7 protein-coding genes are annotated in these 17,167 nt (G+C 46.0%); 1 reads left to right on the plus strand and 6 read right to left on the minus strand.

Annotated features, from left to right (window positions below):
• Positions 1 to 17: 17 nt before the first annotated feature.
• The 5 genes from AC1DCV_RS19475 to AC1DCV_RS19495 form a co-directional block, all read right to left on the minus strand.
• Entirely contained in the window at positions 18 to 539 is a 522-nt protein-coding gene (locus AC1DCV_RS19475) for a DUF4402 domain-containing protein (protein ID WP_477024716.1), read from the minus strand.
• A 10-nt stretch (positions 540 to 549) separates the two neighbouring features.
• A complete protein-coding gene (locus tag AC1DCV_RS19480) occupies positions 550 to 11,076 on the minus strand; it encodes a fibronectin type III domain-containing protein (protein WP_477024717.1) in 10,527 nt (3,508 codons plus the stop codon).
• 54 nt (positions 11,077 to 11,130) lie between these two features.
• On the minus strand, positions 11,131 to 12,000 hold the full coding sequence (locus AC1DCV_RS19485) for a fimbrial biogenesis chaperone (RefSeq protein ID WP_477024718.1): 870 nt from the start codon (positions 11,998 to 12,000) through the stop codon (positions 11,131 to 11,133).
• A 79-nt stretch (positions 12,001 to 12,079) separates the two neighbouring features.
• Positions 12,080 to 12,589: a DUF4402 domain-containing protein gene (locus tag AC1DCV_RS19490; RefSeq protein WP_477024719.1), complete on the minus strand. Its 510-nt coding sequence runs from the start codon at positions 12,587 to 12,589 to the stop codon at positions 12,080 to 12,082.
• A gap of 542 nt (positions 12,590 to 13,131) precedes the next feature.
• Positions 13,132 to 13,461, minus strand: a complete 330-nt coding sequence (locus AC1DCV_RS19495; protein ID WP_477024720.1) for a DMT family transporter — start codon at positions 13,459 to 13,461, stop codon at positions 13,132 to 13,134.
• Between the two features lie 220 nt (positions 13,462 to 13,681).
• On the opposite strand from AC1DCV_RS19495, the gene AC1DCV_RS19500 reads away from it, so the two are divergent.
• Positions 13,682 to 15,322, plus strand: a complete 1,641-nt coding sequence (locus tag AC1DCV_RS19500) for a peptide MFS transporter (protein WP_477024721.1) — start codon at positions 13,682 to 13,684, stop codon at positions 15,320 to 15,322.
• A 90-nt stretch (positions 15,323 to 15,412) separates the two neighbouring features.
• Here the strand turns inward: AC1DCV_RS19500 and argH are convergent, their stop codons facing one another.
• The gene (gene argH / locus AC1DCV_RS19505; RefSeq protein WP_477024722.1) at positions 15,413 to 16,915 is read right to left on the minus strand and encodes an argininosuccinate lyase; all 1,503 of its coding nucleotides are present in this window, start codon (positions 16,913 to 16,915) and stop codon (positions 15,413 to 15,415) included.
• Positions 16,916 to 17,167 lie beyond the last annotated feature (252 nt).

Below are 17,167 nucleotides of genomic sequence, written 5' to 3' on the forward strand. Positions count from 1 at the left end.
TGATTGCTTTATGGCGGTTATTCCTGGATAAAAGTGACTAAAAATGAACCACTATAGGAGCCCGCAGGATTGGCCAGCGGACTTCCCACGATCAGCGTACCACCTATCCGGACCAACGTCCGGGCAGGTGGTACCGCCGTTGCTATAAAAGGGGAACCTGTACTCGATGCGCCCACATGTAATTGCAGAAAACCACCGTTACTGCCGGTAAGTGTAACATCAGGACCATTCATAATCGTGATGAGGGTACCCGGATTGGCATCTACCTCAAAAATGGCCGGGGAAAAAGGAAAGCCAAGATTAGCCTGCACAATACTACCCGTAACAGTACGTGAACCATCCGGATAAATGATCACCGTACCACCTGACAAACCTTGAAAAAAAGCGCCAAAAATAAGGCCCTGTGAGGGGTTTACATAAATTGCAACAGGACGGGGCGGCTGTTGCTGAGCACTGACACACAGGTATGTCAGTAAAAGCAATACTGTCCACACCGTCACCCGTTTTCCACTTTTCAAAAATATGCCTGAGAKGATCATGACTGAGTAATTAATTGCTTATAAATATCTTCTGGGAAAAAACCTGGTGCTGCACAATGAAGCTGACGATATATACACCACTGGCGAATCCTGATCCCAGCTCATGATGCCCGTTGCCATTCAGTTGCCTCCTGCGGACTACCTGGCCGGACAGATTAATGATGTTCACATCACAGCGCTCACCAGGCACATTACGGATATCGGCATACACCATTCCTCCTGCACTATATGCTTTGTATGTTCCGGCTGGTGCAGCAGGTGGCACGGAATCCCGGAGATGAAACTGCAGGAAAAACCTGCCCTGGTAATTACCGGCATCCAGCTGTATCCTGTACTTCGGAACATCCTGTACATTTTGTGTAACACCTGTTTTAGCATCATAAAAATAAATATGCCACCCCGCAGGAATTCTATCTATATCAACAGCATTAAAAGTAATCCATCCACCCCGTTGCAATTCGAGGCCAAGCGGAATTACATCTGTGCTATCTTTCAAATCCGGCCATGCACAAATAGAAAGTCTGTTTGTATCAGAAGCGCGGGCATACAAGCTCGGCACCTGCTCATCAGTATTCAGGCGCTTTAACGCATCCATTTCCCGGTCAAATGCTTTTGTTGCCTTATTATCAAAATAAACGACTACCGGGTCTGAAAGGGTCGTTGCATCTGCAAATCCTGCGGTGAGTCTTACTAACGGCGCAGTTACCGGCGCCGGACGCCGGTGAAAATCCGGCACCAGGTTATTAACACGCGCACTGTTATCTACCGTGAAAGTTGCCGGCACCGGATATGCCCCATCAGAAACATGCACAAAAAATCCCTGCATGGCAGCAATGACAGGGCCAGCTATTCCATTACTGGAAACACCATTGATGTAAGAGCTGTAGGTGCCTGTATACTGGTCTGTAGTACCGGCATCAAAATAGTATACTGCATTATCAATGTTAACGCGGGTCCATCCACTGGCGGCATCCCAGTTTACAGGAGATGGATAAGGATTGCCCACCAGGTTAAAGCCCAGTGTGAAAGGCTCGTTATGATTATATAAAGCAGGAGAAGAGATCAGATGATTATTAACCACTCCTGTAGCATCCACTGTTTTTGCGGTAGCCACATTCCCCATATTGGCTGCATATCCCTGCATTGGATTCAGCGGGTTAGTAGTGGTGGTATAGGTTACCCAACCGGAAGAAGCGAGCGTTTCATCATACCGGTAAAAAGTCGGGAACGATGCACCAAGATTTACATCGTCCGCAAACTCGTTTACGGTAGCTCCCTGGAATGGGACACTATAATATTTGTAGCCGAATCCGGACGGCAGATATCGTTGCATGGTTACATTACCAACCACTTCTCCATTTCCGGCACCATCAATGAGGGCCGTTTTGGCAGCCGTTGACATCAGGGTAAGATAACCACCTGCATTGAGCTGGCCGTTGGATGCCAATAATACTTCTGTAAGATTCAAAGTGCCGCCTAAAGTGACACCGGCACTGTTGTCAATAGTGAGATTACGAATCAGGTCTCCTGAAAATGCAGCAGCAGGAATGGTTTGTGCAGCTGTTCCGTTCATTACAATGGTACCGTTGCTGACGGTAAACGTCCCGCTATTACTGATCGCCCCACCGATCTTTAATATCTGGCTGTCCACATTCAGGGCGCCGGCAGTTACCGTCACATTATTCTTTATTGTCAGCGTAGATGTTTGAAACAGGGTGGCATTTGCACTGTTGACAGTTAAATTATAAATAGGATTGGTAGAAGCAATCTTCATTGTTTGTGCTGCCGGAGTTGACGCATTACCTATTTGTAAAGTGCCTCCGGTAAAACCAGTTCCACCGGTAGCCAGGTTATTATATCCAAGCTGCTGCCCAGTACTGCCTCCCGCTTGTTGAATCACGATTGTTCCTCCGGACATATTGAAACTGGCGCCGGTAGCATCCATATTAAACGGTGCTATGCCCGCTGCTGTACTTCCCAGTGCATTTACAGTCATTGTTCCTCCCTGCATATCAAGTGTCCATAAAGCAGCGGGATTACTGATGGCAGATGCGAGGCGAAGGCTTCCTCCCTGCATCGCAATATGTGCGGTGGACATCGGTATAGCCACGTTATCAGCGGCCGTTCCGATATTTAATGCGCCCCCGCTGACTTTCACCAGCCCGCCAATGGTCCAGTTCATATTAGTGGCATTAATCGTTCCGGCATTGACAGATAAACCTGCTGTAGCAGGTATTAAAAAATTCCCGGTGGTAATATCTGATGTAAAAGGAATAACGCTGACGCCTGCACTATTCAGATTAAATGATCCGTTTTTCAGTGTGAGGAATCCATCCGGTGCGGAAAAATTAGTGGCGGTAACATCTGTATAATTACTGTTAACGGTTCCCATGTCTATTGTAATACCATTAAAACTGGTTATTGCACCCGATCCGGAAAGTGTTTGGATACCATTTTTATTAAAGGTGACGTTGCACAAACTGTTGGCGTCAGTTCGCAGATTCAGACTTCCATTATTTGTTACGTTACCGCCAATAGTCAACTGGTGCGTTGCATCGGAATTAGTAGCAACGTTCAGGGTAGCTCCGCTGGCTATGGTAACATCATTATTGACGATAATTTTTTGTGTAGTAGCGGTAGCGTCACCAATGCTGACAGTTCCGGATGTCACAGTAAGATTATTAGCAACGTTGGCATCGCGCAGTGTTACCACACCACCGGTACTTGCGGCATTAAGGTTGTAATAAGGTATACTGGTAATATCCTGATTGGTGGACCCGTTATAGCTGATGGTAGCTGCGTTGGCAGTGGTATTGGCTACAGCACTTCCTGTGATGGATAAAACGCCGGCAACACCGGTTGTTCCTGCACTAAAAGTTTTTATGCCCGCATTGCCCAGCGTGAGATGATTAAAGTTAAACGCAGGAATTATTTGCGGACCGTTACCATTGAAGTTGACGGTACTACCACTGATCGTATAACTATTGGTACCAGGCGTAAAACTACCGGCAATACCAATGGTACCACTACCGGCAAGTGTCCGGCTACCCGCAGCACTGCTGGTAAGGTTATTATAATTGTATGCGGGAATGGTTTGCGCTCCTGTACCAGTAAAACCAACAGTACCTCCGGATACATCAATAACACCCGTTACGGCAGGAAATCCGGCAGCCGTGTTAAAGGTACCCGTTGCAATTGTAAAATTACCTGATACTGCCAATGAGTTGCCGGCATTCGTTGTTAACACCAGTCCAGGATTATTCAGCAGTAAATTTTTAGTCACCGCAGCTACATTAATATTAATGGTATCCGCCCCATTTAGTTCCACATTATCTGTAGACAGCGGTACGCCATTTGTATTCCAGTTGGCTGCATCTCCCCAGTACGGAGTACCTGCGCCACCATCCCAGGTTTTAAGAGAAATCGTCAATTCTCCTATCTGAAAATCCACGAAGGAAGTTACACCGCTTATCCGCGTGCTGGTGGATGCTGCAGTATCCAGCATCGGATAGTTCCATGCACCACCGCTATATCCGCCTACTACAAAAGATGCGGGATTGGCGCCGGCATCAACATCTGCAGACGCAAAGTTAAAAGTTACATTACAACTGCTGAATGCAATACCGCTATTGGTGATCGTCCAGAAACGGTTCACACTTTTAGCAGGATTAATAGCGGAGCTGCTGATACCAGGATGATCAACGGGCGTGGTAAATGAAAGTAAATATCCCGCAGTAGTAACATTGGCAAATGCTACAGAGTCGGGTGTGTACCTGTTGTTGTCTCCGATTTCAAAATTCTTCCTGGTGGCTCCTGTAGCGATATTTTTCTTTAAATTTCCATTCACCCAGCCAGTACTTTGTCCTGCGCCGGTAACCGTTCCCGAGGCAGGTTGTATCAGTACCTTATCCCCTGTTGTTATTTTACCTGTAACAAATTGCAGTTGTCCGTTTACAGTAGCATCGGACGAGAGGGTAACTGCACCAGCCGTATTGTTGACGGTAAGATTATTAAACGGTGATACAGCATAAATATCCTGCCCTCCGGAACCATTCATCGTAAACGTAGAGGTACCAGCGTTAATAGTACCACTATCAGATATATTGCCGCCTACCACATGACTGAAACTGCCTGCATTCAATATGGCACCGGTACTCACCGTAAGGTTGTTGGTAATATTCCAGGCCGAAGAAGGAGTTACACCCGCGGCATTGGTATTGGTCACCACCAGATTGCGGAAAGATCCGGGAGTACCTGCAAGGGTTATTGCCCCTGCCCCTCCAAAAACCACCGTGCCGGTGCTGGAAAATGCAGTGCCCAAATTGAGCGTTGCGGCCGATGTAGGTATAAAATTCAGGGTACCATTACTCGTGATGGTGCCATTATTTGTTACCGTACCAAATATGTTATGTGTAGCCGTTCCCCCGTTAAATGAGGCGCCACTGCCAATTGACAACGAGTATAAAACGCTCCAGCCAACACTTGGATTGATACCGCCGGTATTATTGATATTAAGATATCCAAATTGTGGTGCGGATGTTGAATTGAGCACCGGCGGAACAGTGCCATTAAAATTAACCGTTATTGCAACGGTGGTAATGGCGTTGATCAAACGTAAGGTTTGAACAACATTGCCTGTATAAGTGGTTGTTCCCAGAGTGTATAATACCCCGCTGTTTATCAGATCGGCATTCAGTGTGGTATGAATAGTACTGCCGGCAGTGAAAGTTCCTGTATTGGTGATATTTAATAATCCATTGAATATAAGATCATTCAAAATAGTATAACTGCCGGTTACCGTTACATTGTTAAAAGTAGTAACTCCGGTAATATTTTTTGACGCCCCGGCAAATACAAGTGTACTGGTGGAAGGCGTATAACTGCCGCTATTCACCCAATTACCATACAACGTAACAGTATTGCCTCCTCCATCTAAAGTAGCGCCGCTTTCGATGGTCAGATCGCCTTTTACTGCAATGGAAGCAAAAAGCGTTTTAATACCACTGTTCCTCAATATCAGGTTACCAAAAGTAATTCCTGGCAGCAGTAAATTCTGAGCTGCGGTACCATTAAAAATAACAGTACTGCCGGGAGCCACTGTATAGGCGGCATAATTAACAGGGGCATTATTGGCTCCTATGATGATAGTACCCGAATCTCCCAGGGTGACGGAGCCACCCGGCACATCGCGGCTGCAACCGTAGCTCTGTACATCCATTGTGCCGGAGATAATATTCACCGACCCGGTTATAACAACATTTCCAGTGAGCATGGCGGTGGTGCCCACCGGTTTATTTACATTGAAATTATTGAAAGTACTGGCAGAAATTGTTTGCGTACCCGTACCATCAAAGAATATACTGGTGCCAGCCGCAGTGTAGGACCCGTTGTTGGTCCAGTTACCACCAACATGCAATATAGCATGACTATGCAGCGCTCCGCCGGAGGAGATAGTGACATTGCCGGTGATGAGGGTGGGAGAAAGATTATCCAGCTCACCTGCCGTTACCAACAGGCTGCCGCCAATACTAATGGAATCATTAATGGTGGCAGATGAAGCCGACTTATTAATCGCCAGATTATAATAATTAACTGCACCCACTACCTGGTTGGTAGCCCCGCTATAAGTAACGGTACCGGTTCCTGCAGTAAAAATGCCATTTACGTAATTATAGTCTGTTGCAATACCCAGGTTACCAGCACCGCTAAAAACAATGCTTGCACCCCCGGATTGGGTCAGAGAACCGGTCATATTTACGGTTCCTGTACCTATCGTCAGGTTAATTGCATGACCGCTTACTCCATCACTCAATCCCAGGTTTCCGTTAATTGTAACCGTCTGATTATTGGCTGCAATAGTATGCGTAACATTACTGCTCCAGGTACCATTTATATCGCCGGAAGTGAGTGAACCTCCACCGGCCATTGTTAAAGTGACCGCTTTGGCACTGCCGAAATTTATATTTTTAACGGTTACGGCTGTACTGATGGTCGGTTGATTGGTGAACGAAGTCGTTCCTAAGTTAACAATATCCGTGGCGGCCGGCGGCCGGGATGCGGATCCCTGGAGCACCGTCCAGTTGGCAGCAGTATTCCAGTCAGTGCTCACACTTCCATTCCATACCACTACGTTCGAATTATCAGAAAGCGTCCATCGGTTGGAAATATTTGTGATCAGGATTTGTTCTACATAATTGGAAGTAGTGCTATTAGATAATTTACCAACTGCCCCCCAACTGGATCCATTGTATCTCCATAATCCCATAGACGACTCCGAATTGCCGTTTAATTCATTGTCTTCATAATGCAGGCGTAGCGTTGCCGTAACATAAGTACCGGAAGGAACAGCAATATTATAAACCCTGTTAACTGCCCCACCAAATGGAAAATCACTGACAGCTCCTTTTGCGACCGATACAATCACACTGGTTACCCCTAACGCAACGGCAAACGTAATGAGATTATCAGGACCCTCAAATGCATAAGCCACCCCAGATGAAAAAGAATGTAAACGCCGGATGTTGCCCAGAATTATGCCATTACCGGTTCTCGTATTGGTAATAGTGAGAGTATCCGTTCCTGTGTAAATAGTACCCAGCGTCATGTTTACAGTGGCAGCAGTGATACTGTTCTGCAAAGTAACACCAATAGCTGCCACAGTACTGTTCACCGTAAGAATATTGAAAGTAGTGACCCCGGTAACAACGGTGCTCTGACCTCCTAAAAATTGTATGGTGCCGGTGCCTGCTGTAAAAGCACCAAAGTTGTTCCAGTCCCGGTAAATACTATGGGTGAATGCTCCTGAAATAAAGGTAGTACCCGTTCCTATAGTAAGACTATTATTCATGGTGATGGCTCCTGATGCGGTTTTACTGTTTCCATTAGACAGCATCAGGTTATCGTACGTAATCGCATTTATATTCTGCGCCCCGGCAGCGTTAAAGTTTACCGTATTGGGGGCGGAAGAAGTTACATCCAGTACCCCGGCACTGATGGCAAGTACGTTGGCAATCCCCAGTATAGCATTAGCTGATAGCCGAAGCGAAGTACCATTAACAGTAACATTGAAAAGATTGGGAGCACCACTTACTGAAGAGGTTCCGGTAAAGGTGACGGTTCCTGCGGATGCCGACAAACTTCCACTGACTGCGAGGCCAACAGAAATAGAGAAATTGGTGGCCGTAGTAACGGAGCCAGTAACACTCAATACTCCGAAACCGATAGTCCCTGCACCTGATATTGTTTTTGAGGCGCCAGTCATTGTAGTTAAACCGGCACTTGCAACCAAGCTTCCACTGACAACAACGTTGCCGGTGAGCACTAATGAAGAGGTAGTGGTAACGGTGCCGCTTACACTAAGATTATCCAGTGAAATACCTGCCCCACTGATAGTAGTGCCAGTGCCCGTCATGGATAATGTGCCCCCGGAAGCCTGCGTGAATGAACCGGAGCCCGAAGTAGCAAGATTACCTGACAGGCTGATACTATTGTTAGAAAAAGTTATCTGCGAAGCCGCCACTGTGAGGTTATTAAAATTCTGCGTACCGGAACCGCTTACCGCTGCTCCGGCACCGGTGAACGTGACAGTGCCGGTGTTACCGTTAAAAATGCCGCTGTTATCCCAGTTGCCGGCGATAGTATGTGAGTAGCTACTTCCATTAAAAGTCGTCGATGCACCAATAGAAACGTTTCCATTAACCGTTATATTAGCGCCGGCTGTATATGACACCGCCGTTCCGGCGCCTGACACACTGCTAAGGTTACCTGCTATGGTAAGTGCTGTTGCAGGAAAAGTTTTTACTGCTGCTCCGCTGGCACTGCTCAATTTAAGATTTCCGTAGAGTTGATTGGCTACCGTTTGATTAGTACCGCTATACTCCACGGTGCTGGCTACTACCAGGGTATTGGTGGTATAGTTTGCGGGAAATGTATTGGTGCCTCCTATCCTCAGTGTGGCATTATTGGCAACTGTTAGTTGTCCTCCTGCACTGCTGCGGTTAGCAGTAAACGAGCCCAGGTCAAACGTTCCATTTGATACGGAAAGATTACCAGCAATGTTGGTGTTTACATTCAACGTCACTGTACTGGCAGTATCTGCAATGGTGAGATGATTAAAAGAAGTCGCAAAAGTTCCTCCTATTGTTTGCGCCGTGGTACCGTTAAAGGTTACGGTAGCTGTTCCGCCAGTAAAAGCGGTGGTGGATACGTTGTTCACCCAGTTACCCTTTACGGTGATATTAAAGTTGTTGGCATTCAGCGTTCCTGCCGTCAGTGTAAGATTATTATTTACGGCGATGGCTGCCGGTATGAGCAATCCCGCGCTGTTATTAAGTGTTAAATTATAAAATGCCGGCACCCCTGAAAAAGTTTGTTGCCCGGTAGTACCGTTAAAATTCACCGTACCGCTATTGATAAAAGCACCGTTGTTGGTGAGGGTACCTGCAATATTCAGGGTACCAGCGCTGTTAAGCGTTACGGTAGCGCCGTTGGCGATGGTAAGATCAGCGCAGTTGACGCTGCTGTTGATCGCGGGCATCCGTATCGCGCCGGAAGAAATGGTAACGTTGGTAGTGGATGCCGGCACAACGCCATTACACCAGTTGCTTGCGGTAGCCCAGTCGGTGCTGGTGTTGCCGGTCCATTGCCCGGTTGTACCTGTAGCTGTAACATTTACATAAGCCACAGAAGGTGTACTGCAACCCGCTCTTGTGGCCTGTACTGTATAAACACCTGCATAGGCAGCGGAAAAAGTCAGACTTGGATTTTGCAGCGTGGAGGAGAATCCATTGGGCCCGGTCCAGGAATAAGTGGTGCTGGCTGCTGTTGTAGCGGTAAGATTCAGGGTGCTGCCGGCACAAACCGGCGCATTACTGGCTGCTCCATCCGGCGAACTAAATAAGGTAGTTACTTCTGTGCTATTCAATTCTCGATGATATACAATCGCATCATCCAGGGTTCCCTGGAAAAAGAAGCTCGATGGTGCAGCCGGCCAGGTGGCGATATCATCGTACCCGATCCGCCAATAACCGCTATAGCTTTCTGCAGCAGTAACGGTAGCATCGCTGGCGATCAGGCTGCCATCCACATATAATTTTAATCCGCCAGCTCCAAGTGTACCTATGGCCTGGTGCCAGTTCCCGTCGTTATAAACGTTGGTAGTGCTTACATATTTCTTCACCGCACCTGGCGCTACACCAAGGTATAAAGCGCCCGTTGCAGTCATATAAATCACGCGATCGCGGTTACCTCCGCCACCTGTTTGTGCACTCGAAAAACCAATCAGCACCCCACCTACTGTAGTAGTTGTTTTAAACCATATAGCCACGCTTATTGCCGCCGGATTTACATAGGCATTGGTCGTTGTAATTTCATTAATGCTGCCGTCAAATGTATAGGCCTTATTGCTGATATTAAAACGATCGGTGGTTAGAATGGGTACTGCTCCCAGGAATATTCCATTGTCATTACCGGTAGCATCATTTGCATTTCCTTCAAATTTATAATAGCCAATGAGGTTGGTAACTGGTAATTGTGAAATCACCGGGCCCAAACAGGACGTAGCCAGGCTGCCACTGAGCGCAGTGCTTAATCCACCTTCTGTAACAGCGTATACTTTCCAAAAATAGGTAGTTCCTGGTGTTAACCCCGATTGTAAGGAAGAAGTAGCACCAGCCGCTGTTTGGGTTACGAAGGAATAGTTTACCCCATCGGTGGAACTATAAATAACAAATCCCCTTTCATTGGAAGAAAGGTCTGTCCAGTTCAGGGTCATTGCAGTGCTGCTTACATTAGTAAATGATAAACTTCCGGGCGCAATGGGCACCGGTGGTGTGAAATCGTAGGTCCTTCCCGTTGTGCGTTTGGTAGTCACATTGGCTTCAGTTGTAGAACTTACGCTGGTACTGCCATTATTTACTGACAGGAAATTGCCGGATCCTGTTGCGGCCGCGGTAATACCAATAGAGGCGCTGGGAGTAATGTTTGAAAATGCATCTGACCTGTAAACGAATTCAACTTTACCGGTGCTTTCAAACAATTTCATCTGGAAAGAACATACCGCACCCAGTGCCAGGTAGTTCCACTTCATGTTCAGAAATTCTAAAGTAAATATCCTGCTACCAGCCGTGCCGGTTGTTTTATAGGTAGCATTTGTAAACGCCACCAGGTCAATATCATCCCATAGCGGGGCGATCACCGGTCTGGGAGAACCACCGGTCGTTAACTTATTAAGCGCTACGCTGTTTGTCGCAATGGCGCCCAGGGTGATCCAGCCATTGGTAGAGGCGCCAATACTGGTATACCTCACGCCCATGTACCAAAAATCAAATCCAATAGGTATAAGGGCAGAAACGCCATCATCGGTAGTTCCCGTCCAGCTGGTTGCGTTGGGGCTTGAAAGCGGGGTAAAAGTACCATTGGAGGCAACAAACGCGTAGTTGGTGACAGACTGCGCTGAAAGCCGAAAAAGGGGGAATAAAAGTATGAGGCCAATCCATATACTTTTACCGGTAAGCACGTAGAGGGAAAATTTTTTCATGCTTTTCCAGAATTAAATCGCAAGGCTATGTATAGCCATTGCAACCACTTCAGATCAATGCAATGCTATTTCTGTCTCTGCTAACTTTACTGATTTAGCATCAGCAGGCGTAGTATACATAACATGGAGCTTACCTGCTTTGTAATCAATAGCCGCATCTTTGCTAAGTTTTAGTACCATTTTACGACTGGTCGTTGGTGTATACACCGCAATTCCATTTACAACACCTACTTGTTTAACCGTTCCCTGGGGTGAAATATAATCGACTGTAAGATCCCCGTAAACAGAGGAGTTTCCAGATCGGTTGAATACCAAAGAAAGTAATGGTTCCATGTTGTCACCCGGTATTATCGATAAATCAGTAAGAGTTACATTTGCCGAAGTTTCTCCAATCCGTATAATAACAGGTACCGTCAATCCAAAAATGGGCGTCAGTTTTACAGATATCCCAATTGAATCATTCGCCGGTGATTTTTCCCCAAGCGGTTTTAAGTCCGGTACTGCCCGGAAGTAAATATGCGACCTGTATTCTCCCGGTGCCAGTTCATTTGTTTTTACTACCTGTATTTTCACCAATTGTGCTTCATTCGGGGCCAGTGTTACGGTACGGGGAAAAAGACGCAGATAGCTACTTGCAAAATGCTGACCGGAATCGGGTGTGTTAATCGGCTCAAATGTACCATCACTTTTCATTCTGATTTCCATGAACGATATCAGGTATTTTGCAGTGTCTTTACCAGCATTAGCCAGGTTGAGTTCCTGCATTCTTTTCTGTCCATCAAAAACAATCCTTCGGGGGGTAACCAGGAGATTCCCCTGCCCCACAACATTTGTTGAAAAAAATGCTGTTGTAAAAAAGATGATAAAAAATATCCACCTTTCGTAAACAGAGGCAGGGTGTTCCTTTTTTACAATAACGTTCATGGATAGTAGTTTAATTAGTGATGTCAATTGATGCAGAACCAACACATCAGACTCATTCGATAGCAATAAACAGGAACTCTTAATTATAGTTCACAGTAACATCAAACGGTGTGGTAGAGGTATAAGTTCCGGCAGGTTCTGCGGCGGCTACGTTGAGGGTGGCTCCTACTGTTAGTGTTTGTGTACCGGCAGTCAATGTACCAATGGCAGATGGGCTACTGGTGAAAGCATCCACTGTCATTGTATTGGCGCCGCTTGTAATAATAAGCGGTGAAGAGGGCAATGTAATACTATAAGTGTAATTACCAGATCCATTTATAGTAAACGATGCTGCTGTTACCGTTCCGTTATTGACGGGTAATGTAACGCCTCCACTCGCAATACGCACACCACCGGGTGACAATTCCACTGTACCTCCGGTGCTGGCCTGCACGGCAATGTTACCGAAATTCATGTCTACGTTCTTGGTAATACTGATAGGTGTTACAATCGTAGCGGTGGCAGTGGCGGAAGCGGTTGCCTGCGCTGAAACATTAGTCGAAATTCCGCCCAAAACGAGCGCCATTGAAATAATTAATACTTTTTTCATGTTTAATGGTTTTTTGAATTCACCTTAGAAGGATGGGGGATGGTTCTTAACGTGTATTGGTTGGATCGTAAATTACGCTGATGCTTCATCGTATTTGTGCTGATGTTTCATTTGTAAAAGTACAGGGTGATTTCCCGGTAATAAATGACCTCCGTCACGTTTTATTATGATACGAATCAGTAAACTAAGCTTTGGGGTATTCTCTATCAAAGATAAGTAACATTATCAACACCTTGTTATACAAATACATCATTATGAGAAAGAATAATAAATTATAGTGATCATACTTTTGTATCAATATGATTATTTTTTTTCAAATGTATAATAATAGTTATTTCATATATTTCATATTCGTGCAGAGAACACCCTATCCACCAAGAGAAAAAGAGACCACCTCCGTCTAACCCCTTCTCAAATAGTTCGACTTCCTAACCTGACAAAAAACACTCATCATTCCCATCATCCAAATACCTGGTCTGCACACTTCTTCTCCTCGTCAGGCCCAACACCGCTATTAGCATAAAACCATTTCCGGCGTTCGGCTAATGTGCTGACATTTTAGAGAAAACATTAATGATCACTACACCCGCAATAATCAATAGCATCCCAATGATCGCCGGTAAATCCAGTTTTTGTTTGTATAGTAAAGCACCTACCACACTTATCATCACTATTCCCACACCGGACCAAATGGCATAGGCAATGCCAACAGGCAACGTTTTTAAAGTCAGGCTTAAGAAATAGAACGCAATCGTGTAACCTAAAACCACAATAACAGAAGGCCACAGTTTCGTAAAAGAAAGGGATTGTTTCAATGCACTTGTTGCGATGATTTCGGCGATGATAGCAATTCCGAGATACACATATTTCATGACTTGTTCGTTTACACACGAATTTAACCAATGCTGACTTAAGACAGTCTTACCATCTTCTTTGGAGATCCGGATGCCCCGTATACTGTTATTTCTATGTTTGATATCAGCGTGTTTAGATTCCCATCTTTCCCTTATTTTAGCGGTTTGGCGGTAACGGATGATATCGTTTCACCGCTATAAAACAACCTTTTATCACAGATACCTATATTTTGTTTGTATGAAAAAAACGCGTAATCATCCAACGGCACTGCCTTTCCTGTTTCTGTCTGAGATGTGGGAACGATTTGGATTTTACCTGATCCTCGGTATTTTCCAGTTGTACCTGACAGACACTTCAAAAGGCGGCTGGGGCATGGACCGTGCTACTGCGGCGGATATCTTCGGCACCTTTATCGCTTTTGTGTACCTCACGCCCTTCCTGGGTGGTTTAATAGCCGACCGCAAACTCGGCTACAGTAAGTCGATTATCATCGGAGGCATTTTAATGGGTATCGGATATATAGGTTTGTCTGTACATAACCTTACCGTTTTTTACCTGTCGCTGGCGCTGATCTGTGTGGGTAACGGGTTCTTTAAACCTAACATTTCCACTTTGCTGGGGAATGTGTATAATGATGAAAGATACCGCAGCCGTAAAGATACCGGGTACAATATTTTTTACATGGGTATTAATATCGGCGCTTTTATCTGTAACTTTTTTGCTGCCTTCCTGCGCAATACCATTGGCTGGGGTGCAGCATTCATTGCTGCCGGTATAGGCATGTTCCTGGGTGTGCTGATTTTTGTTATCGGGATGAAACATTACCGGCATGCAGATGTACGCAAACCAGAGCAGGAGGGCGATATGCCGCTGAGCAGAATTTTCTCGGTGGTATTCCTGCCGGCAATTGTAGTAGGACTCGGCGCCTGGTTTATTCCCGGCAACATCTTCGGCTCTGACTCCACCGATGCATTCATCTTCGCCTGTGTACCAATAGTATTCTTTTTTGTATCCCTGCTGATGAAAGCGGATGCAAAGGATCGTAAACCTATATCAGCACTGTTGGCCATCTTTGCGGTCTCTATCGTTTTCTGGGCGGTATTTAAACAGAATGGTACGGCACTGACTACCTGGGCACAATATTATACCGACAGGGAAATTCCTGCGGCTATTGAGCAACCGGCGCAGCGCCTTTACCTGGTAGAAACGGTGCAGAACAAACCGGATTCTGTCACTGCTTATGATAAAGAATTCAGGGTGCTGCGTGATGCCGCTGGCAAACCGGAGAAAGTATGGGGTAACGTAGCTTACTTCAAAAATGTGGCGCCGGAGAAGATGCCCGCAGAAGGAAAAAGTGTCAGCTTATATAATACAGAGTTGTTTCAATCCATCAATCCATTTTTTGTAATTACATTGACGCCCCTGCTGGTAGCCTTCTTTGCATTACTGCGGAGACGAAACAGGGAGCCTTCTACCCCGTCAAAAATAGCATGGGGATTGTTGATATCGGCAATGTCAACGCTGATGATGGTAGGTGCGGTATATGTATGCAGCAATGGCGCAATAAAAGCATCCCCATGGTGGCTGATAGGCTGTTACGGCGTCATCACCGTAGGAGAATTGTTTCTGAGCCCGATGGGATTATCACTGGTGTCCAAACTTAGTCCGGCGCGTATTACCTCACTGATGATGGGAGGCTGGTTCCTGGCCACTTCTATCGGCAATAAGCTCTCAGGTATTCTGGCAACGTTATGGGATACGTATGATAACAAGGCGAACTATTTCCTTGTAAACTTCCTGCTGCTGGGAGGAGCCGCAGCCGTGATATTCTTGATGCTGCGCTGGCTGAACGGGATTTTCAAAGAGTATGTGAAGTAATGATAAATAACCATCCTATCTTACCGGCAACTGATTAATTTCCGGTAAGATAGGATGATATTCCCTTTACCTACAATCACATAAAGTCCCTCAATATTGCTTTACCAATTCCATCAACGCCTCCTTTTTTCTGCTTAAATATGCTTTATTTTTTTCCAGCCAGGCAGACTTAGCAGCAACATCTTTCTGGCCATTGGAAATCATCTCCATCACTGAAGACATCGCCGGCATCCCCGGTCCTGTTTTATGCGCTACGCTTTGAACAGGATCAAGTGCGGCCCGTAATTGCTTTTCAGAGATGGTCAGCTCATGCCCTAATCTCTCTTTCGCGGCAGCCTGGACCATCGCTACGGTAATCTGATCAGCCGTTTTCTTTTCCGCTACCGCATTATTAACAACCGATGCAATCACTTCATGCGCATCCCTGAAATCAAGGTAGGCGCTCTTCACCAATACATCCGCCAGATCTGTCATGGTAGAGAAGTTTTCCCGGGCGTACCTGGCCATCGTTTCTTTATTGACATGTAAGGTGCTGACTACGCCGGTCATCGTATGCGTGGCTGCCAGAAGGGCATCAAGACTCTTCGGTTCCAGCATCACCCTTACGCCGCTATGCTGATATTCGATACTGTTTAAGGAGGTCAGCACAGACATGAGTTGCCCGGTGGTGATTGCTGCTGCCTTGCGTGTTCTTTCAAGGGCATCGGGATTCTTTTTTTGCGGCATCATGCTACTGATACCGGCATATGAATTATCCAGTTCTGCCGAGTTATATTCATCCGTACTCCAGAGCTGCAACTCCGAAGCCAGGCGGCTAAGGTCACTCATGAAGATGGCATTATCCGATGCAAATTCAGCGATATGATCCCAGCCAGCCGCACCTTCTATCGTATTCACAACAAGCTGGTTAAAGCCCAACAGGTCAGCCACCCTGTACCGGTCTAACGCCCAACTGGTGCCACCGCTGGCGCCTGATCCCAGCGGGCATTGATCGATACGTTCATACAACTGAAGATAACGCGCTAAACTCTTCGCCAGGCTTTCATCAATAGCCGTTAAATAATGAGCCAGTGTACCTGGCTGCGCCTCTTTTCGGTGCGTGTAAATTACCATCACCGTCTGCAGGTGATCCAATGCTTTGGTTTGGATGGCCGTACGCAGTCGTATCACCCCTTCGATCACCTCCAGCAGCTGATCCCGTAAGAACATCCGGTTAGTCGTATTGTCGAGGTCATTACGACTGCGACCAATATGCATTTTTCCACCCACACTGCCTACTTCTTTGATCAGCTGCGCTTCATAAGGAAGATATACCTGCAGGGAGGGATTTTCCACGGCCAACTTATCTACTTTAACAAGACCATTCAATATACTTTTAGCTTCCTCATGGCTGATGATCTTTTGTTCGGCCAGCATGATCACATATGCCCTATGCAATAAGCTTTGATAAGGAAATGTAGCGCCGACCAGGTTCTTTGCACTGACTTCATAATCATACAGCTCCTGGAATTCCAGCGCCTTGGATCCCGAAGTACGACCAATCCGGCTGGCATCCTGTAAATTCTTACTCAAGGCGTTGTTTGAACTTTCCATTGTCCTGCCTTTTTCAGTTATTAATTGTGCTTTCAGGTTTAATGGAAAAAGCAAGTGTATTACCGCTGCCAGGGCGAGCGGATAGTATATTTTACATGTCATAATGGTTGCAAAGTAAGGAAAAACAATAATAAATGAAACATTGTTGCATTTTTAGAATTGAGAATATACATCTGGGAGAATATCTTTTTTCAATATTTATCTAAATGCCCATACTCTCGCATTTGCCATTGTCAAATCCCTACTACACTA

The organism is Chitinophaga sp. 10T418 (assembly GCF_056394125.1).

Excerpts from the sequence above, each read along its gene's own strand:
- AC1DCV_RS19495 (WP_477024720.1), bottom strand. The coding sequence starts at position 13,461 with ATGAAATATGTGTATCTCGGAATTGCTATCATCGCCGAAATCATCGCA.
- AC1DCV_RS19490 (WP_477024719.1), bottom strand. The coding sequence starts at position 12,589 with ATGAAAAAAGTATTAATTATTTCAATGGCGCTCGTTTTGGGCGGAATT.
- argH (WP_477024722.1), bottom strand. The coding sequence starts at position 16,915 with ATGGAAAGTTCAAACAACGCCTTGAGTAAGAATTTACAGGATGCCAGC.
- AC1DCV_RS19500 (WP_477024721.1), top strand. The coding sequence starts at position 13,682 with ATGAAAAAAACGCGTAATCATCCAACGGCACTGCCTTTCCTGTTTCTG.
- AC1DCV_RS19480 (WP_477024717.1), bottom strand. The coding sequence starts at position 11,076 with ATGAAAAAATTTTCCCTCTACGTGCTTACCGGTAAAAGTATATGGATT.
- AC1DCV_RS19485 (WP_477024718.1), bottom strand. The coding sequence starts at position 12,000 with ATGAACGTTATTGTAAAAAAGGAACACCCTGCCTCTGTTTACGAAAGG.